The following is an 18,747-nucleotide window of genomic DNA, read 5'->3' as shown; positions in this document are numbered from 1 at the left end:
CGCTCAGGCCGACGATCCGTGCCGGCCCGCGCCACCGGCGAACCGTTGCGCACCCTCGAGCGCGCCGTCGGCCAGCGCGGTGAAGCCGTAGCGGAACTCGCGCGTCATCGCCTCCGATTCGTCGAGCCCCCACTGCTCCAGCGCCGACATCCGATCCGACCGCAGGCAGGTCTGCGGCAGCGCGGCCAGTTCGGTGGCGAGCCGCTCCGCGGCGGCGCGCGATTCGCCGGGGGCCACGACCTGGTTGACCAGTCCGATCTGCAGTGCCTCGGGTGCGGCGACCGCACGGCCGGTCAGGATCATGTCCATCGCCCGGCCGTGGCCGACGATGCGCGGCAGTCGCACGGTGCCACCGTCGATCAGCGGGACGCCCCAGCGCCGGCAGAACACGCCGAATGTGCTGTCCTGCTCGGCGATTCGCAGATCGCACCACAGCGCCAGTTCCAGTCCACCGGCTACGGCATAGCCGGAGACCGCGGCGATCACCGGTTTGGTCAGCGTCATGCGGGTGGGGCCCATCGGCCCGTCGCCGTCCTCGGCCGCCCGATTGGACTTCTCGGTGCCCAGCGATTTCAGATCCGCCCCGGCGCAGAAGGTGCCGCCCGCGCCCCAGAGCACCGCGACCGCCACCGTGTCGTCGGTATCGAATTCGCGGAACGCCGCCGCCAGCGCCTGCGCGGTCGGTCCGTCGACGGCATTGCGCGCCTCGGGGCGATCCAGGATCACCGTGAAGACCGGCCCGCTGCGCTCGATTCGTACGCTCACGAATTCGACCATACGGCCCGCCCCGGCCCTTGCGTCAAGAAATGAATATGTGATTCACTTCTTGCGTGGCGTACCGCAGAACCCCCGCCGTGCAGGCCCGACTGGACGCCCAGTCGCGCGCCATCGTGCACGCGGCCATGAAGGTGCTCTCGGAGCAGGGCTTCGGCGGGCTGTCGATGGCCACCGTCGCCGCGGAGGCGGGGGTCGCCACCGGAACCGTCTACAAGAGCTTCAGCGGTAAGTCCGAACTGGTCACCGCCGTGTTCCGGGACGTCGTCACCCGGGAGGTCGCCGCGGTCGCGCAGGCCGGGGCGGAGGGCGGTGTGGTCGAGCGGGTCACCGCCGCGGTGGAGACCTTCGCCGGGCGCGCGCTGAAGAATCCCAAACTCGCCTACGTCCTGCTCGCCGAACCCGTGGACGCGAGCGTCGACACCGAACGCCTGCGCTTCCGCCGGGCGTTCGCCGAAACCTTCGAGACCGCGATCGCCGACGGTGTCGGCGCCGGGCAGTTGCCGCCGCAGGACCCGCGCACCACCGCCACCGCCCTGGTCGGCGCCATCGGTGAGGTGCTGGTCGGACCGCTGGCCGAGCAGTTGCAGAGCGAATCCGTGGTGCCCGAACTCGTCGCCTTCGCCCTGCGGGCCCTCGGCGCGCACGAATAGGAGAACTCATATGGCCACCCACGAAGTGTTCAACCAGGTCCCGCCGATCACCCCGTTCGACTTCTCCCGCAACCCGGCCCTGATCGAGGGCCTGCACCGCGAGGGCGCCGGCTGGGCGGAGGCCGAGGTGCGTGAATTGGGCGCGCTGGCAGGTAGTTTCGAGGCGCAGGAGTGGGGCCGGCTGGCCAACGAGTACCCGCCGGTGCTGCACACTCACGATCGCTACGGCAATCGGGTGGACGAGGTGGAGTTCCACCCCTACTGGCACAACCTGATGGACGTCGCGGTACGGCACGGCCTGCACGGCAGCCCCTGGCTCGACGACCGGCCCGGCGCGCACGTCGCCCGCGCCGCGAAGTTCTACACGTGGGGCATCGCCGACGCCGGACACATGTGCCCCATCTCGATGACCTACGCCGCGGTTCCGGCATTGCGCCACAACCCCGAACTGGCCGCCCGCTTCGAGCCGCTACTCGGTTCGCGCACCTACGATTTCGGCCTGCGCGAACCCTCGTCGAAGGCCGGCCTGATCGCCGGGATGTCGATGACGGAGAAGCAGGGCGGCTCCGACGTCCGGGCCAATACCACCACGGCCACACCGCAATCCGACGGTACCTACCGCGTCGTCGGGCACAAGTGGTTCACCTCCGCGCCGATGTCGGACATGTTCCTGACGCTGGCCCAAGCGCCGGGCGGCCTGTCCTGCTTCCTGCTGCCGCGGGTGCTGCCCGACGGCACCCGCAACGCGCTGCGGCTGCAGCGCCTGAAGGACAAGCTGGGCAACAAGTCCAACGCGTCCTCGGAGATCGAGTACGAGAACGCGACCGGCTGGCTGGTCGGCGCCGAGGGTGCGGGTGTGAAGACCATCATCGAGATGGTGAACATGACCCGGCTCGACTGTGTGATCGGTTCGGCGACCGGCATGCGCACCGGTGTGGTCTACGCCGCGCACCACGCGCGGCATCGGGAAGCGTTCGGCGCCAAGCTGATCGACCAGGCCGCCATGCGCAATGTGCTGGCCGATCTGGTGATCGAATCGGACGCCGCGACGACGGTGATGATGCGGCTGGCCGGTGCCACCGACCGCGCCGCGACCGACCCCGCCGAGGCGGCACTGCGCCGAATCGCGTTGGCGGTCACCAAATATTGGGTCTGCAAGCGGGCCCCGGCGCACGCGGCCGAGGCGCTGGAATGCTTCGGCGGCAACGGCTACGTCGAGGAGTCGGGTATGCCGCGGCTGTACCGGGAGGCGCCGCTGATGTCGATCTGGGAGGGCTCGGGCAATGTTGCGGCGCTGGACGCCCTGCGCGCCATGGGCCGTCAGCCGGAGACGGTCGAGGCCTACTTCAACGAGGTGTCGCTGGCCCGCGGCGCCAACCACCACCTCGACGACGCGATCGACCGGATCGGCAAGGAGCTCACCGACCTCAGCGATATCGAGTTCCGCGCCCGGCGCGTGGTCGAACTGATGGCGTTGGTGCTGCAGGGCGCGCAGTTGGTGCGCCACGGTCACGCCGCGGTCGCGGATGCGTTCTGTGCCAGCCGATTCGGTGGTGACTGGGGGATCGCCTTCGGCACCCTCCCGGTGGGGGTGGATACCGAGGCGATCCTGCAGCGCGCCTTCGTCTGATCCGGTTTCGCACGATCCGGCTCAGCTCACCGGTTCGCTCGACATCTCCCACGGGGCCTGCGGCAGTACGTCGCCGGTCTCGAGGAGGGATTTGAGGTTGGCCAGCACGGCGGGCCAACCGCTCGAAATACCCTGCAGCATATCCTGATTCGGCAGATTCTCATGGGTGACGGTGAGCCGGACGATATCGCGGTGCGGTTCGACGAGGAAGGTGACCAGCGACGGCGACCGGTCGGCATCCGGCATGTCCTCGAAGGTCACCACGAGGCGGTGCGGCGGATCCGATTCGATGACCTCGCCGACGACGTCGACCGCACCCGAGCCGTCGACGCGGCGGTGTTCCCAGCTCGAACCCGGTTGCCAGTCGGAGACATTCGCATGTCCCCAGTAGCGGGCGGTGAGATCGGCGTCGGTCAGTGCCTTCCAGACCTGTTCGGCACTGGCGTGAATGTAGGTGACGTAGACGTAGGTGGGCACGGTCGTGCTCATGGCGTACTCCTCAGCCTGGTTTCTGATGGCCCGGATCGCATCCAGTCGCGGCCTGTCGAAGACGGAGATCCATCGTTGTTCGATGTCGTGGATTGGTGCCGGATTGATGTAGTGCACCCGTTCCCGCCCGCGTCGCAGCACGGTGACCAGTCCGGCTCGGACCAGGATGTCGAGATGCTGCGTCAGTGACTGGCGCGCCATCTCCACCCGCTCGCACAGTTCGCGCAGGGTCTGCCCGTTCTGCTCACGAAGCCGGTCCAGTAGCAGTCGCCGTGTCGGGTCGGCCAACGCCTTGAAGACCACGTCCATATCCGGTTCGGGTTGCACGGGAAAATTATGCAGGTATTTACCTGCATAAGTCAACAGGTCCGGGTGGTGCGCTGTGCGGTTGGGATCTCACGGGGCGGCGGCGAGGGCCAGGCCGATCAGGCCAGCGCACAGCAGATGTTGTGCAACCGAGGTCATATTCCGGACGTGACAACTGCGCGCCGGCCCGTGGCAGCGCCGTGCTCACATTCCCGGCATGAGATCAATGACGCATCCGGGCGAGGTATTTCCGTGGTGGCGGGATCAGCGGTGGCCGCGATACCACCGGATCAGCGCATCGGTCGACGAATCCGATTGCGGTGCCGGATCTTCGGTGGAGGTGAGCAGCGGCTCCAGCGCGAGCGCCTGCTGTTTGCCCAGCTCCACGCCCCACTGGTCGAAACTGTCGATGCCCCAGATGGTGCCCTCGACGAAAACCTGGTGCTCGTAGAGCGCGATCAACTGTCCGACCACCGACGGGGTGAGCTGCGGGGCCAGGATCGCGGTGGAAGGCCGGTTACCGGGCATCACGCGATGCGGCACGAGGGCCGGATCGAAATCCGGAGTGCCGCCGTCCTCGGCTTCGATCTCCGCCGCGGTGCGGCCGAAGGCCAGCACCTTCGTCTGCGCGAACAGATTGCTCATCAGGATGTCGTGCATGCTGCCGGAGCCGTCGCGCGTCGCGAGATCATCGGTGGGACGGGCGAATCCGATGAAATCGGCCGGCACCAGCCGGGTGCCCTGATGCAGCAACTGGTAGAAGGCGTGCTGTCCGTTCGTTCCGGGTTCGCCCCAGAAGATCTCGCCGGTCGAGGTCGTCACCGGACTGCCGTCCAGGCGCACCGATTTACCGTTCGACTCCATGGTCAGCTGCTGCAGATAGGCCGGGAAGCGCGCCAGATCGTTGGAGTACGGCAGCACCGCGCGCGACTGGGCGCCGAAGAAATTCGAGTACCAGACCCCGAGCAGGCCGAGCAGGACCGGCGCATTGCGCTCCGGCGGCGCGGAAACGAAATGTTCGTCGACACTGTGCATTCCGGCCAGGAATTCGGCGAAACGTTCCTTGCCGATCACCGCCATCATCGACAGCCCGATCGCGGAATCCACCGAGTAGCGGCCGCCGACCCAATCCCAGAACTCGAACATGTTCGCGGTGTCGATGCCGAAGTCGGCCACCCGCTGCGCATGGGTGGACACCGCCACGAAATGTTTGGCGACCGCGTCCTCGCCGAGCGCCGCCACCAGCCAGCGCCGCGCCGCGGTGGCATTGGTGAGCGTCTCCAGCGTCGAAAACGTCTTGGAGGCAACGACGAACAGGGTGTGTGCCGGGTCGAGGCCGTCGAGCTTCGCGATCAGATCCGCCGGGTCGATATTGGAGACGAATCGCGCCGAAATACCGGCATCCGCGTAGTGCCGCAAGGCTTGATACAGCATGGCGGGTCCCAGATCCGAGCCGCCGATGCCGATGTTCACCACCGTGGTGATGCGTTCACCGCTCGCGCCGCGCCACTGCCCCGAGCGCACCGCATCGGTGAATTCGCCCATCCGGCGCAGCACTTCGTGCACCTGCGCACCCGCGTCGGCGCCGTCGATCGTCATCGAGGCGCCGGCCGGCAGGCGCAGGGCGACATGGCCCACCGCGCGGTCCTCGGAGGTATTGATGTGCTCGCCCGCGAACATCGCGTCCCGGCGCCGCGCCACCCCCGCCGTCTCCGCCAGATCGAGCAGCAGATCCAGGGTTTCGCGGGTGATGCGGTGCTTGCTGTAGTCGATGTGCAGATCGCCGACCTCGACGGTCAGCTCGCGTCCCCGCTCCGGATCCTCGGCGAAGAACTCGCGCAGATGCCGGTCGGCCACGGCCGAATAGTGATCGTGCAGTTTCCGCCAGGCCGCCGTCGCGGTGATGTCGCTGCTCACCCCCGCGAGATTACAGACCAGTTCCGCTACGCGCAGGTAGTCGTTTCGCTACGCGCAGGTAGTCACAGCCCACCTGGCAGTTGCCCGCGCTCGCGTCCACCGCGGCCTACCCTGAGCACATGGTGTCGCAAACCGAGTTACTCGAATCCGTCCCCACTCAACTCTGGATCGGCGGGCCGGTGGATGCCACCGGTGGCGCCACCTTCGCGGTCGAGAATCCGGCGACCGGAGAGCCCCTCGTACACGTCGCCGACGCCACGCCGGAGGACGCCGTGCGCGCCCTCGACGCGGCCGTGGCCGCGCAGGACAGCTGGGCCGCCACCCCGGCCCGCGAACGCGGCGAGATCCTGCGCGCGGTCTACGAGCGGATCGTCGAGCGCACCGAGGACTTCGCCCTGCTGATGACCCTGGAAATGGGTAAGGCGCTGCCCGAGAGCCGCAACGAGGTGCGCTACGGCGCCGAATTCTTCCGCTGGTTCAGCGAGGAAGCGGTCCGGGTGCACGGCCGCTACCAGACCGCGCCCACCGGGACGGGCCGCATCGTCGTCCACAAACAGCCGGTCGGGCCGTGCCTGGCCATCACGCCCTGGAATTTCCCGCTCGCGATGGGCACCCGCAAGATCGGCCCGGCCCTGGCCGCGGGCTGCACGATGATCGTCAAGCCCGCCTCGGCCACACCGCTGACCATGCTGCTGCTGGCGAAGCTGTGCAGTGAGGCCGGGCTGCCGGACGGGGTGCTGTCGGTCATCACCTCCAGCCACTCCGGTGCGGTGACCGAACCGCTGATCAACGATCCGCGGCTGCGCAAACTCACCTTCACCGGCTCGACCGGCGTCGGCAAGAAACTGGTGGAGAAGTCCGCGAACGGCCTGCTGCGCACCTCGATGGAACTGGGCGGCAATGCCCCGTTCGTGGTCTTCGACGACGCCGACATCGATGCCGCGGTGCAGGGCGCGATGCTGGCGAAGCTGCGCAACGGAGGCGAGGCGTGCACCGCCGCCAACCGGTTCCACGTGCACAACTCGGTGCGCGCCGAGTTCACCGACAAACTGGTCGCCGCCATGCAGGAGGTGAAACTCGGCCCCGGTGACGACCCGTCGACCACCCTCGGCCCGCTGATCAACCAGGATCAGCTCGACACCGTCAGCGAACTGGTGGAGGACGCGGTCGAGCGCGGCGCCGAGGTACGCATCGGCGGGAAGGCGCCCGGCGGGACCGGGTACTACTATCCGGCGACCGTGCTGTGCGAGGTGCCCGAGCAGGCCCGGATCCTCAGCGAAGAGGTGTTCGGACCGGTCGCGCCGATCGTCGGATTCGATACCGAGGAGCAGGGCCTCGCCGCCGCCAACGACACCGAATTCGGTTTGGTCGCTTACGTTTACACCCGCGATCTGGATCGTGCGCTGCGTATCGCGGAGGGGCTGGAGAGCGGCATGGTCGGCATCAACCGCGGCGTCATCTCCGATCCGGCGGCGCCGTTCGGCGGGGTCAAGGCCTCCGGATTCGGCCGCGAGGGCGGCTTCGAGGGGATCGAGGAGTATCTGTCGACGAAGTACATCGCCCTGCCCTGACCCGGCAGTCCCCGGATACGAAACGACCGCCCCGGGGGATCGGCACCCGGGGCGGCCTGGGGTCGCGGAGTTCGTCGAGACGATCGCCGCGTGGTCTCGGTGGGTTGTGTAGCTCGGTGGCCGAGGCGGCGGTAACTCAGTGGCCGAGGCGGCGGTAACTCAGTGGCCGAGGCGGCCGCGGCCGAGGCGGAGCAGCAGCATGGCCAGCGTGTGACCTTCCTGACCCAGTTCGCTGAAGCGTTCCAGCACCTTCATCTCGCGGGAGTGCACCAGGCGCGGGCCACCGTTGGCCATGCGGGTGCGGCCGATGATGCGCGAGACCTCGGTGCGCCGCTTGATGGCTGCGAGAATCTCGGCGTCGAGGCGATCGATCTCCTTGCGGAGCTTCTCGATCTCCGCCTCACTACTCGGCAACGTCGCATCGGAACCGGTCGCTGGCTGATCAATCGGCTCAGTAGAGGTGCTCATACTTTCTTCTCCTCGTGTCAGAACTTCGATCGGCGTGCGGCCCTGCCCCGTTACCGATGTGATTCCTCCACCGTGAAACAGACCTGTTCGGCCTTGAATTGTCCCCCGTCGAGTATGCGCTCACGTGCGAAATCGGCGACCACGAATACCTTCGTACGCCTGAACAGCAGAGGTCGTGAGCGCGCTGGTCATGTGGCCAGTCTGCCACGTGGGGCAAGTGAGGCAAAGTTCTCGTCGGTGAGAATGCGCTGAGATCGCGCCGGACTACAGCATGTCGGTGGCCGCCGGTAGCGTGGATGGACGATGGAGACGACGGTGGCGGGAACAGCGGCGGGGACGGCAACGGTGGGTACGGCGGCAACGCGAGGTGCGGACAGGTCCGCGCAGGCCGATCAGCAGGCGCAGCGCCTGCTCGAGGGCCTGAACCCGCAGCAGCGGGCGGCGGTTGTGCACGCGGGTTCGCCCCTGCTGATCGTGGCCGGCGCCGGCTCCGGGAAGACCGCCGTACTCACCCGGCGCATCGCCTATCTGCTGGCCGAACGCGGCGTCACGCCCGGGCAGATCCTGGCCATCACGTTCACCAACAAGGCCGCGGCGGAGATGCGCGAGCGCGTGACGGACCTGGTGGGTCCGCGCGCCGCCGCCATGTGGGTGTCGACCTTCCACTCCTCCTGTGTGCGCATCCTGCGGATGCAGGCGAATCTGCTGCCCGGCGCGTTGAACTCCAACTTCTCCATCTACGACGCCGACGACTCGCGCCGCCTGCTGGCGATGATCATTCGCGACCAGAATCTGGATCCGAAGAAGTATTCGCCGCGACTGCTCGCGACCGCCATCTCCAATCTCAAGAACGAGCTGATCGACCCCGAAACGGCCACGGCGGACGCGGAATCGGACGAGACGGAACTGCCCGGCATCGTCGCCCGGGTCTACACCGAATATCAGCGGCGGCTGCGCGCGGCCAACGCCTTCGACTTCGACGATCTGATCGGCGAGACGGTCGCGCTCCTGCAGAGCCACCCGCAGGTCGCCGAGTACTACCGCCGTCGCTTCCGGCATGTGCTGGTCGACGAGTACCAGGACACCAACCACGCCCAGTACGTGCTGGTGCGCGAACTGGTGGGCCATCATGTGCGACCGGCGGCCGACGAGCTCGCCGACGCCGACGCGGGGGCCGAGGCGGCCGATCCGGAATTCAGCCCGGCACGCCGCGGCGATGCGGTGCCGCCCAGCGAGCTGTGTGTGGTCGGTGACGCCGACCAGTCCATCTACGCGTTCCGCGGGGCGACCATCCGCAACATCGAGGAATTCGAGCGCGATTTCCCGGACGCGGAAACGATTCTGCTGGAACAGAACTACCGCTCCACCCAGCACATCCTCTCGGCCGCCAACGCGCTCATCTCCCGCAACGAGAATCGGCGCGACAAGAAGTTGTGGACCGATTCCGGTGAGGGCGATCTGATCGTCGGCTACGTCGCCGACAACGAACACGACGAGGCGTCGTTCGTCGCGCGCGAGATCGACCGGCTGGTCGAACAGGGCGACTACAACTACGGCGATGTCGCGGTGTTCTATCGCACCAACAACAACTCGCGGGCGCTGGAAGAGATCTTCATCCGCATGGGGCTGCCCTACAAGGTGGTCGGCGGCGTCCGGTTCTACGAGCGCAAGGAGGTCCGCGATGTGGTCGCCTACCTGCGCGTGCTCGAGAATCCTGACGACGCGGTGAGCCTGCGCCGCATTCTCAACACGCCGCGCCGGGGGATCGGTGACCGCGCCGAAGCCTGTGTCGCGGTGCACGCCGAACAGCGCGATATCGGCTTCGCGGCCGCGCTGCGCGACGCCGCCGACGGCAAGGTGGCGCTGTTGATCACCCGCGCGCAGCGTGCGATCGCCGGCTTCCTCGATCTGCTCGACGAGATCCGCGCCGCCGGCGTCACCGCGGACAGCGAATTCCCCGATGTGGGCAATGTCGTCGAGGCGGTCCTGGACAAGACCGGCTACCGCGCCGAGCTGGAGGCCTCCGACGATCCGCAGGACGGCGCCCGGCTGGACAACCTCAACGAATTGGTCAGCGTGGCAAGGGAATTCAGTTCCGAGGCGCGCAACAATGTGGAGGCCGCCCGCGAGGAGGGCCTGCTGCCCGAGGCGGCCGACGGCGAGCCGGACCCCGGTTCCCTGGCGGCGTTCCTGGAACGGGTCTCGCTGGTGGCCGATACCGATCAGATCCCGGACGAGGGTTCCGGCGTGGTCACCCTGATGACCCTGCACACCGCGAAGGGCCTGGAGTTTCCGGTGGTGTTCGTGACCGGCTGGGAGGACGGCCAGTTCCCGCACATGCGCGCGCTGGGCGATCCGGCCGAACTGGCCGAGGAACGCCGCCTGGCCTACGTCGGCATCACCCGCGCCCGGAAACGGCTGTACCTGAGCCGCGCGGTGGTGCGCTCCGGCTGGGGACAGGCGGTGTCGAATCCGGAGTCCCGCTTCCTGCAGGAGATTCCGGGGCATCTGATGGATTGGCAACGGCTGGAACCGACTCCGCCGTCGGGCGGACGTGGCTTCCGCCGCCGCGGCGAGGACGACGGCCTGGAACGCGACTGGACCCGCGGTGACGGCTGGTCCCAGCAGCGCCCCGGCCTGCGCGATCGCAGTCCCGCCCGGCCCGCCGCCAAGCACAACAACTCCGGCCTGGTGCTCGCCGTGGGCGACCGTGTCAGCGACGACAAGTACGGTCTCGGCCGCGTGGTCGCCGCCGAAGGTTTCGGCGCCCTCGCCACGGTCACCATCGATTTCGGCACCGCCGGCAAGATCCGCCTGATCCCGCAGTACAGCCGGACCCTGGTAAAGCTCTGAGGCGCCGTCCCGGCGGCCTCGCGCTCAACGGCCCGCCGGGACGATGCCTTTCACCATGATCCGTTCCACCCGGTCGCCCGCATCGAGAACGGCGAGCTGTTCGGTGCGCTGACATTCCGCCTCGAACTCGAATCCGTTGCGGCGGTAGAGCGCGACGGCATGCTCGTTGTCGGCGAAGACATCGAGCCGGAGGGTGGTGTATCGGTTCTCGGCAGCCCAACGCTCGACACGACCGAGCAGCAGATCACCCACCCCCAGGCCGCGCGCGGACCGGTCGACCCATATCGAGATCACCCGGGCCGCACCATGATCGGGCTCCGGCACCCCACTCGCGATTCCCACCGGTTCGCCGTGACGAAACGCCAGCAGATCGTGCGCCCCGGGAATACTCAACCGCGCACGCCAGCGGTCTTCCCGGTCTCCGTCGCCCTGCCAGTCCGCCAGCCGCGTCCGAAACGCATCCGGCGCCCCCGCCAGCGCCGCTAGTCGAGCCCGCCGCCACAACCGCCAGTCGTCCGCGCCGACCACACGAATTTCGATCATGCCGCAAGATTGACCGCTGCGCCCATCGACCGGCAACGGCTTTCTCAGGCAGCCGCCCGGCGGCAGAGAGTGCGGGTGACACCCGGCGGAACGCGTCAGTCGCGCTCGGGGCCGAGGGAGATGCCGCGGGAGGCGAGCCAGGGGAGGGGGTCGATCTTGTCTTGGCCGTTGAGCCACACCTCGAAATGGCAGTGCGGACCGGTGGAGAAGCCGCGGTTGCCGACGGTGGCGATCTGATCGCCGGCCATCACGTGCTGGCCTTCGGAGACGGTAGCGGTGTCGACGTGACCGTAGACCGTGATGGTGCCGTCGGCGTGCCGCAGGCGGACCCACATGCCGAATCCGGAGGCCGGGCCGGCGCTGATCACTTCGCCGTCCTCGACCGCGTAGATCGGGGTGCCGATGGGGGCCGCGATGTCGACACCCAGGTGCTGCACACCCCAGCGGCTACCGAAGCCCGAGGTGAAGGTGCCGTTGGCGAATTTGGAGAACAGGGGGCGCAGTTTCGCCGATTCCTGGGCCGCGAGTCCGGCGGCGAATTCCTGACCGTGCTGCAGGATGTCCTGGAACTGACTGAGATCCGCGACGGGCGCGACATTGAGAACCTGCGGCGACTGCGGATTACCCGCCTGGGTGCTGACCGCCTGGGCCGCGATTTCGTGGACCTGACCGGCGGCGTCGTAGTCGGCGGTCGCGGTGTGGTGCTGACTGCCGGACTCCATTCCGGCCTGTCCGGCGGCGACCACCGCGCCGGCCGCGACCGCCACCACGGCGGCGCGGCCCTTGAGCGCGGCGGGCGGGGTCGGCACGCGGTGCGCACCGCTGAAGCGGCGGGGGCCTTCCGCGTCGGCGTCGGCCTCATCGGCGTCGGCGCTGTCACGCTTCCAGGAGCTGCGCAGCCGGGCCAGGTTGAACGGTTCGCTGCCGGCGGGTTCGTCGTATTCGTCGGCGGCGTCGTAATGGGCGGCGTCGTAGTCGGCGGGGCCCTCGGGGTAGTGCACACCGCGGCCGTCATCGAAACCGGGGTCGGCGGCGGCCCATTCGTCGGTTCGTGGCCACTGCGGATCGGCGGTCCAGTCACCGTCGGGCCGCGCCTGGGCTCCCCAGGGCTGCCACTGCCCGGAATCTTCCGAACCGGTTGCGCCCCAGGCGTTCTCGGTGGAATTCCCGGTGGTCGCGGTGAGGCCGACGACGGTCGCGCCCGCCGCACCGGCGCCGGCGGACATCCAGCTGTCGGCACGTCCCGGCATACTGCGCACGGGCGGAGCCGCGGGCTCCTCGGAACGGGAACCGGTGTAACCGCCGAAGGATTGGTTACCACCGAAGTACGGATGTTGGTCGAGGGATTCTCCGTCGCCGCGGTAACGGCGGGCGGACTGTGGCCGATGCCCAGGTTGTAGGCGACCGTGGCTCATCGGCGGACTCCGAGACCGGGTAACGCGGGGGATCCGGAAGACGCGGGACGCGGTGCGCCGGTAGAACGGCTCGCTACCTGCGGAGCACTGTGCTGCAACAAGCCTGCCGTCCTCCTGATCGGTGCGGTGTACGCGGCCTCATCCGGGTGGGTCTGTCGATGTGTTCTACCAGCTGCGCCTGGCGACCGAGTGACGAGTATTCCCGTTACGCCTGTGATCTGGCTGTGACATCGACCGCATCGACGGTAACGAAACGATTGCAGGTGGGCAAGCGCTCCGCTCGATAAGGGGGTAGTTGTGACATTGATCACGTCTGGAGCGCGGAATATCTCACGTTCTGCTGGGCACGCGAGTGAGAACAGACAACTACACTATGTAGTAGCCAATGTGGCAATTCGGATCATCGTCCGCCCTACCTGGCGGCGTGTCAGCAAGCTACTCGCCAGTAGCCTTGGCCAGCGGTTTTGCCCGGGCGGATGCCCGCTCGTGACCTGCGCCACTTAGGCTGTATGCGGCTGATTTCGGCGACATCGAACTGATTAGAGTCCGACTCGACCCGCTTCCGACGACGGGCCGCCAACAAAGTCGTTGTCACAACAACGCAGACGAGACGGTGAGTACATGGATCTCTTCGAATATCAGGCGAAGGAACTCTTCGTGAAGCACGGAGTGCCTTCGTCGGAGGGCCGCGTCACGGACTCGGCCGAGGACGCCCGTGCCATCGCGACCGAAATCGGCAAGCCTGTGATGATCAAGTCGCAGGTCAAGGTCGGTGGCCGCGGTAAGGCCGGTGGCGTGAAGTACGCCGCCACCCCGGACGACGCCTTCACCCACGCGAACAACATCCTGGGCCTGGACATCAAGGGCCACGTCACCAAGAAGATCCTGGTCGCCGAGGCGAAGGACATCGCGGAGGAGTACTACATCTCCTTCCTGCTCGATCGCGCCAACCGCACCTACCTGGCCATGTGCTCGGTCGAGGGCGGTATGGAGATCGAAGAGGTCGCCGCCACCAAGCCCGACCGCCTGGCCAAGGTGCCGGTCGACGCCGTCAAGGGCGTGGACCTGGCCTTCGCGCGTTCGATCGCCGAGCAGGGCCACCTGCCCGCCGACGTGCTGGACGCCGCCGCGGTGACCATTCAGAAGCTGTGGGAGGTCTTCGTCGCCGAAGACGCGACGCTGGTCGAGGTGAACCCGCTGGTCCGCACGCCGGAGAACGAGATCCTGGCGCTGGACGGCAAGGTCACCCTGGACGAGAACGCCGACTTCCGCCACCCCGACCACGCCGAGTTCGCCGATCGTGACGCCACCGATCCGCTGGAGCTCAAGGCCAAGGAGAACGACCTCAACTACGTCAAGCTCGACGGTGAGGTCGGCATCATCGGCAACGGCGCCGGCCTGGTCATGTCGACCCTGGACGTCGTCGCCTACGCGGGTGAGAAGCACAACGGCGTGAAGCCGGCCAACTTCCTCGACATCGGTGGTGGCGCCTCGGCCGAGGTGATGGCCAACGGTCTCGACGTGATCCTCAACGACGCGCAGGTCAAGAGCGTGTTCGTGAACGTGTTCGGCGGCATCACCGCGTGTGACGCGGTAGCCAACGGCATCGTCAAGGCCCTGGAGATCCTGGGGTCGGAGGCGAACAAGCCGCTGGTCGTCCGCCTCGACGGCAACAAGGTCGAGGAGGGTCGCCAGATCCTCGTCGATGCCAACCACCCGCTGGTCACCCTCGCCCAGACCATGGACGAAGGCGCCGACAAGGCCGCTGAACTGGCTGCGGCCAAGTAAAGGACGAAAAACAACATGTCTATCTTCCTGAACAAGGACTCCAAGGTCATCGTCCAGGGCATCACCGGCGGTGAGGGCACCAAGCACACCGCGCTGATGCTGAAGGCGGGCACCCAGGTCGTCGGTGGCGTCAACGCCCGCAAGGCCGGCACCACCGTCTCGCACACCGCCAAGGACGGCTCGGACGTCGAGCTGCCGGTGTTCGGCACCGTCGCCGAGGCCATCAAGGAGACCGGCGCCGACGTGTCGATCGCCTTCGTGCCGCCGAAGTTCGCCAAGGACGCCATCATCGAGGCCATCGACGCGGAGATCCCGCTGCTCGTGGTCATCACCGAGGGCATCCCGGTGCAGGACACCGCCTACGCGTGGGCCTACAACGTGGAGAAGGGCAACAAGACCCGGATCATCGGCCCCAACTGCCCCGGCATCATCACCCCGGGTGAGTCGCTGGTGGGCATCACCCCGGCCAACATCACCGGCAAGGGCCCGATCGGCCTGGTGTCGAAGTCGGGCACCCTGACCTACCAGATGATGTACGAGCTGCGTGACTTCGGCTTCTCGACCTCCATCGGCATCGGTGGCGACCCGGTCATCGGCACCACCCACATCGACGCCATCGAGGCGTTCGAGAAGGACCCGGAGACCAAGCTCATCGTCATGATCGGCGAGATCGGCGGCGACGCCGAGGAGCGGGCGGCGGCCTACATCCAGGCCAACGTCACCAAGCCGGTCGTCGGCTACGTCGCGGGCTTCACCGCCCCGGAGGGTAAGACCATGGGCCACGCCGGCGCCATCGTCTCCGGCTCCTCGGGCACCGCCGCCGCCAAGAAGGAGGCCCTCGAGGCCGCGGGCGTGAAGGTCGGCAAGACCCCGTCCGAGACCGCCGCCCTGGCGCGCGAGATCCTGGAGAAGGCTTCGATCACCGCTTGATCGTTCGCTGCCGTGCGGCAGCGGGACACAGCGCGAAGGCCGCCTTGTCGTAACGGCAAGGCGGCCTTCGTTTTTCACTCGGCAGGTGAACGACGTGCTGCCGGGCAGGGTCGGCAGCGGTTGTCCCGGGCAGGGGACAACCGTCGTTCAGGGTGCCGGGAACAGGTGGCACAGGCCCAGCGCCCGCACCACCGTGCAGAACATTTCCGAAACGTCCATCCGATACCTCCGATCGTCTTCGGTGACAACACGAACGATCCGGGTATGCGGTTCATAGTGAATTCTCGAGCTTGCCCCCAGTGGCGTCGTGGCCGTGACCGGTGCGCTCGAGTGCAGTAGCGTCAAGGGCATTCAGCCTGAAGCCGATGAAGGACTCGATAGGAGACGACCACATGTCCTACCCGACCGGGGGATCCGGGTACAACGCGCCCAATCAGACGCCCTCGCCCACACCCTCGTCCGCGCCCAGCTTCGGCCAGCAGCCGACAGGTAGTACCGGCGGCGGTTCGGGGCTTTCGGCGTTGAGCGCCAAGGGGCTGACTTTCTACCTGACCGTTGGAATCGCCGCGCTGGGCGTGATCAACTTCTTCCTGGGCTTCCTCGATTTCTCGACCTTCGACGAGGGCGCGATGAACAGCTCCAAGGAGCCCGACAAGGGCATGAGCCTGTTCCAGGAAGGCGGCACGGCGCCGCTGCTGCTCCTGCTGTTCGCGGGTCTGGTGGCCGGTATCGCGCTGCTGCCCAAGCAGGAGGCCAGGAACGCGGTGGTCGCGGCGGCCTCGGCGGCCGGCTTCCTCGGTGTCCTGTTCCAGGCGTTCGTGACGCCGACCCTGTACAAGACCGCGGGAACCGCCTGGGTCCTGGTCTTCCTGGCGCTGGTGCAGCTCGCCGCGGCCGTGGTCGCGCTGCTGTTCGAGAGCGGAATCCTCTCCGCGCCCGAGCCGAAGCCCGCGGCGGCCGCCGCCCCGGCTGCCGGCGGTGCGAGCGCCTACGGTCAGTCCTCCTACGGCCAGAGCCAGCCGGGTCAGCAGCAGTCCTACGGTCAGGCCCAGGCCGGTCAGCAGGCCGCCTACGGCCAGTACGGCCAGCAGTACGGCCAGGCACAGGGTCAGGCCCAGCAGCAGGGACAGCAGCAGGCCGCCTACGGCCAGTACGGTCAGCAGTACGGCCAGGGCCAGTACGGTCAGCAGCCCTCCGCGTACGGACAGCAGCCCTACGGCCAACAGGGTCAGCAGGCGCAGCAGGGTTACGGCGCGCAGGGTGCGCAGTCGCCCTACGGTCAGCGCCCGCAGACCGGTGGTGACGAGGCCGCGACCCAGCACTTCGGCGCCGCGGGCCAGCAGCCCGGCCAGTCCGGTCAGCAGTACGGTTCGCTGAACTTCGGTCAGCAGGGCCAGCAGGGGCAGACCGGTCAGCCCGGCCAGCCCGGCGCGCAGCCGTTCGGTGGCGAGCAGACCGGTAACCCGGCCGCCGACGCCACCAAGGCCTTCCGTCCCGAGGACGACCAGAAGTAGATCCGCTCGACGCGACGATCGGCGAGTCAGGCGCTTTTCACGGCGCGCCTGACTCGCCGATCCGTTTCCAGCTGAGACCCTGTCATGTCGGTGGTCGTGTCGTGCTTCGGCGAGTCAACCGGACGAGTCAACCAGGATCCCGCGAGGTAGTTCTATGAAGTCCGCACTGGTCCGATGGGCCGACCTTCGCGAACAGCGGGCCGGCACGAGACCGGCGCAGGCTCGCCCGAACGCGGATGCGTCCCAGCCGCGAAGCGGTCACGGCGGCAGGGGCGCCGGCGGACCCGAGGATCCGGTATTCCTGTCCCTGAGCCCCGAGCGGGCCAAGGTGCTGCTCGTCATCGCCGCTCGGGCGTCGAGTTTCACCGTCGTCGCCATCGTGGCGCTCGTACTGATCACGCTGTTGGCCGCGGGTAGCGGTATGACCGGCGCGTCCGGTGCGATCGCGGCCGGCTGGCTGGCCGTGCATCAGGTGCCGGTCGTGGTCGGCAAGACCTCGCTCGGGCTGCTGCCGCTGCTGCCGACCGCGGGAGTGTTGTGGCTGACCATGCGCGACTGTGCGCATGCCGTCTCGCCGCGCTCCTCACGCGCCGATCTGGGCTGGATCGTCGGCGCCGCGCTCGCGGGCCCGCTGCTGGTCACAGCCGTCTGCCTGGCGGTGGCCGAGGATGCCGCGACAGCGGTGCCGCTGCAGTCGCCCGATACGCTCACCGCCTTCTGCTGTGTGGGGGGTCTGCACCTGCTCGCGGCGGTCACCGGGATCGCCACCCGGCCCAATGCGCTGCGCGATCGGATCGCCTCCTCGCTGCCGGACTGGGTTTTCGCCGGGGCGCGGGCGGCGGTGCGGGCGCTGTGGCGCCTGCTGCTCGGCGGGGCGATCCTCACGCTGGTGTCGTTCGTGCTGCACTGGTCGGTGATCGGTGACACCTACGCGGCCGCGGGCAATATCGCGGGTTTCCTCGGTCTGACCGTGCTGTCGCTGGCCTATCTGCCGAATGTCGTGATCGCGGCGACCAGCGTGCTGATCGGCGCGGACGTGCACATCGGCGGTGGGGCGCTGAGCGTGTTCTCGGTCGCCGGCGCGCCGGTGCCCGCGCTGCCGGTGCTCGCGGCGGTGCCGAGCGGACCCGCGGCGGGCTGGTGGCCGGTGTTGCTGCTGGTGCCGGCGGCTGTCGGCGTGCGGGGCGGCCTGGACTGCGCGCGCGAGTCCGCCGACGAGGTGCGCAGCCCGTGGGCGACGGTGTTCTCGGCGGCGCTCGCCGCGCTCGCGCTGTTGCTGCTGGGCCTGTTCGCCGGTGGCACGGTCGGATCGTTCGGGGAGATCGGACCGGGTGTGCTGGTCACCGCGGGGCTCACCTTCGCCTGGCTGACCGTCGCCGGATACCTCGGATTGCTGTGTGGGCGAAGGTTTCTCGGAATTCCGCCCGCCGTGGTCGAGGTGGATCTCGGCGGGCCGCGCGGCCGGTACCTTCCCACCGACTACTCGCACGACGAGGACGACGAGGACGACCGGGACGAGTACCGGGATCACGGCTACGACCCCGACCCCGCCGCCGATCGCGACGACTACTACGACGACCGCGCCGAACCGGGCTACATCGACCAGCTGTACGACGACCCGCGCTACGTCGAATACGAATTCGAGGACGATGTCGCCGTCGAGGACGACTATCCACAGCCGGCCTACCGCCGCACCGTCTCCACCGAGGTCGTGGAGGTCGACGGCGAACTGCTCGACGACGACCTCGCGCCCGCGCACGCCGATCCGGACGCCGAATTCGACGCCGGAAACTCCGACATCGTCGACGCCGAAGTGGTAGAGGGTGACCTGCCGGAGAGCCCCGGCAGGGGCGGTCGTTAGGCTCTAACCCGGCGGACCTCGGGTTCGCCGCCCTC

14 protein-coding genes are annotated in these 18,747 nt (G+C 68.1%); 8 read left to right on the top strand and 6 right to left on the bottom strand.

Features of this window, described 5'->3' with window-relative positions:
- Nucleotides 1-3: 3 nt before the first annotated feature.
- Nucleotides 4-777 carry a crotonase/enoyl-CoA hydratase family protein gene (locus AC5592_RS14940; protein WP_063064510.1) on the bottom strand — a complete coding sequence of 258 codons (774 nt, stop codon included), beginning with the start codon at nucleotides 775-777 and terminating at the stop codon, nucleotides 4-6.
- Nucleotides 778-830: 53 nt separating this feature from the next.
- On the opposite strand from AC5592_RS14940, the gene AC5592_RS14935 reads away from it, so the two are divergent.
- Complete coding sequence (locus AC5592_RS14935) at nucleotides 831-1,427, top strand: TetR/AcrR family transcriptional regulator (RefSeq protein WP_036505495.1); 597 nt, start codon at nucleotides 831-833, stop codon at nucleotides 1,425-1,427.
- A 10-nt stretch (nucleotides 1,428-1,437) separates the two neighbouring features.
- On the top strand, nucleotides 1,438-3,057 hold the full coding sequence (locus AC5592_RS14930) for an acyl-CoA dehydrogenase family protein (protein WP_036505493.1): 1,620 nt from the start codon (nucleotides 1,438-1,440) through the stop codon (nucleotides 3,055-3,057).
- Between the two features lie 21 nt (nucleotides 3,058-3,078).
- Here the strand turns inward: AC5592_RS14930 and AC5592_RS14925 are convergent, their stop codons facing one another.
- Together AC5592_RS14925 and pgi are read right to left on the bottom strand one after the other, a co-directional pair.
- Complete coding sequence (locus AC5592_RS14925) at nucleotides 3,079-3,849, bottom strand: ArsR/SmtB family transcription factor (RefSeq protein ID WP_198163837.1); 771 nt, start codon at nucleotides 3,847-3,849, stop codon at nucleotides 3,079-3,081.
- 267 nt (nucleotides 3,850-4,116) lie between these two features.
- Nucleotides 4,117-5,769 (bottom strand): glucose-6-phosphate isomerase, encoded by a 1,653-nt coding sequence (pgi, locus tag AC5592_RS14920; RefSeq protein ID WP_063064508.1) that lies wholly within the window; start codon nucleotides 5,767-5,769, stop codon nucleotides 4,117-4,119.
- A gap of 119 nt (nucleotides 5,770-5,888) precedes the next feature.
- On the opposite strand from pgi, the gene AC5592_RS14915 reads away from it, so the two are divergent.
- Nucleotides 5,889-7,340 carry an NAD-dependent succinate-semialdehyde dehydrogenase gene (locus AC5592_RS14915; RefSeq protein ID WP_063064537.1) on the top strand — a complete coding sequence of 484 codons (1,452 nt, stop codon included), beginning with the start codon at nucleotides 5,889-5,891 and terminating at the stop codon, nucleotides 7,338-7,340.
- A 159-nt stretch (nucleotides 7,341-7,499) separates the two neighbouring features.
- Here AC5592_RS14915 and AC5592_RS14910 read toward each other — a convergent pair whose 3' ends face one another.
- Nucleotides 7,500-7,808 (bottom strand): chorismate mutase, encoded by a 309-nt coding sequence (locus AC5592_RS14910; RefSeq protein ID WP_036505489.1) that lies wholly within the window; start codon nucleotides 7,806-7,808, stop codon nucleotides 7,500-7,502.
- Nucleotides 7,809-8,111: 303 nt separating this feature from the next.
- Here AC5592_RS14910 and pcrA point away from each other — a divergent pair, with 303 nt between their 5' ends.
- Nucleotides 8,112-10,661, top strand: coding sequence for a DNA helicase PcrA (gene pcrA, locus AC5592_RS14905; RefSeq protein WP_084506681.1), 2,550 nt, complete (start codon nucleotides 8,112-8,114; stop codon nucleotides 10,659-10,661).
- A 24-nt stretch (nucleotides 10,662-10,685) separates the two neighbouring features.
- On the opposite strand, the gene AC5592_RS14900 is transcribed toward pcrA, so the two are convergent.
- Together AC5592_RS14900 and AC5592_RS14895 are read right to left on the bottom strand one after the other, a co-directional pair.
- Complete coding sequence (locus AC5592_RS14900) at nucleotides 10,686-11,204, bottom strand: GNAT family N-acetyltransferase (protein ID WP_063064506.1); 519 nt, start codon at nucleotides 11,202-11,204, stop codon at nucleotides 10,686-10,688.
- Nucleotides 11,205-11,299: 95 nt separating this feature from the next.
- On the bottom strand, nucleotides 11,300-12,112 hold the full coding sequence (locus AC5592_RS14895) for a M23 family metallopeptidase (protein ID WP_232329359.1): 813 nt from the start codon (nucleotides 12,110-12,112) through the stop codon (nucleotides 11,300-11,302).
- A 1,128-nt stretch (nucleotides 12,113-13,240) separates the two neighbouring features.
- Between AC5592_RS14895 and sucC the strand changes: the two genes are divergently transcribed.
- From sucC to AC5592_RS14875, 4 genes are all read left to right on the top strand, one after another.
- Nucleotides 13,241-14,407 carry an ADP-forming succinate--CoA ligase subunit beta gene (gene sucC, locus AC5592_RS14890; RefSeq protein WP_036505484.1) on the top strand — a complete coding sequence of 389 codons (1,167 nt, stop codon included), beginning with the start codon at nucleotides 13,241-13,243 and terminating at the stop codon, nucleotides 14,405-14,407.
- A 15-nt stretch (nucleotides 14,408-14,422) separates the two neighbouring features.
- The gene (sucD, locus tag AC5592_RS14885) at nucleotides 14,423-15,337 is read left to right on the top strand and encodes a succinate--CoA ligase subunit alpha (RefSeq protein WP_036505482.1); all 915 of its coding nucleotides are present in this window, start codon (nucleotides 14,423-14,425) and stop codon (nucleotides 15,335-15,337) included.
- 392 nt (nucleotides 15,338-15,729) lie between these two features.
- Nucleotides 15,730-16,851 (top strand): DUF5336 domain-containing protein, encoded by a 1,122-nt coding sequence (locus tag AC5592_RS14880; protein ID WP_036505480.1) that lies wholly within the window; start codon nucleotides 15,730-15,732, stop codon nucleotides 16,849-16,851.
- A gap of 154 nt (nucleotides 16,852-17,005) precedes the next feature.
- Nucleotides 17,006-18,712, top strand: a complete 1,707-nt coding sequence (locus AC5592_RS14875; RefSeq protein ID WP_084506679.1) for a cell division protein PerM — start codon at nucleotides 17,006-17,008, stop codon at nucleotides 18,710-18,712.
- The last annotated feature ends 35 nt before the right edge of the window (nucleotides 18,713-18,747 follow it).

Origin of the sequence: Nocardia violaceofusca NBRC 14427 (assembly GCF_963869435.1) — a bacterium.
GTDB lineage: Bacteria > Actinomycetota > Actinomycetes > Mycobacteriales > Mycobacteriaceae > Nocardia > Nocardia aobensis.
The sequence above is the reverse complement of the archived record's forward strand: the minus strand, read 5'-3'. Positions and strand labels throughout refer to the sequence as shown.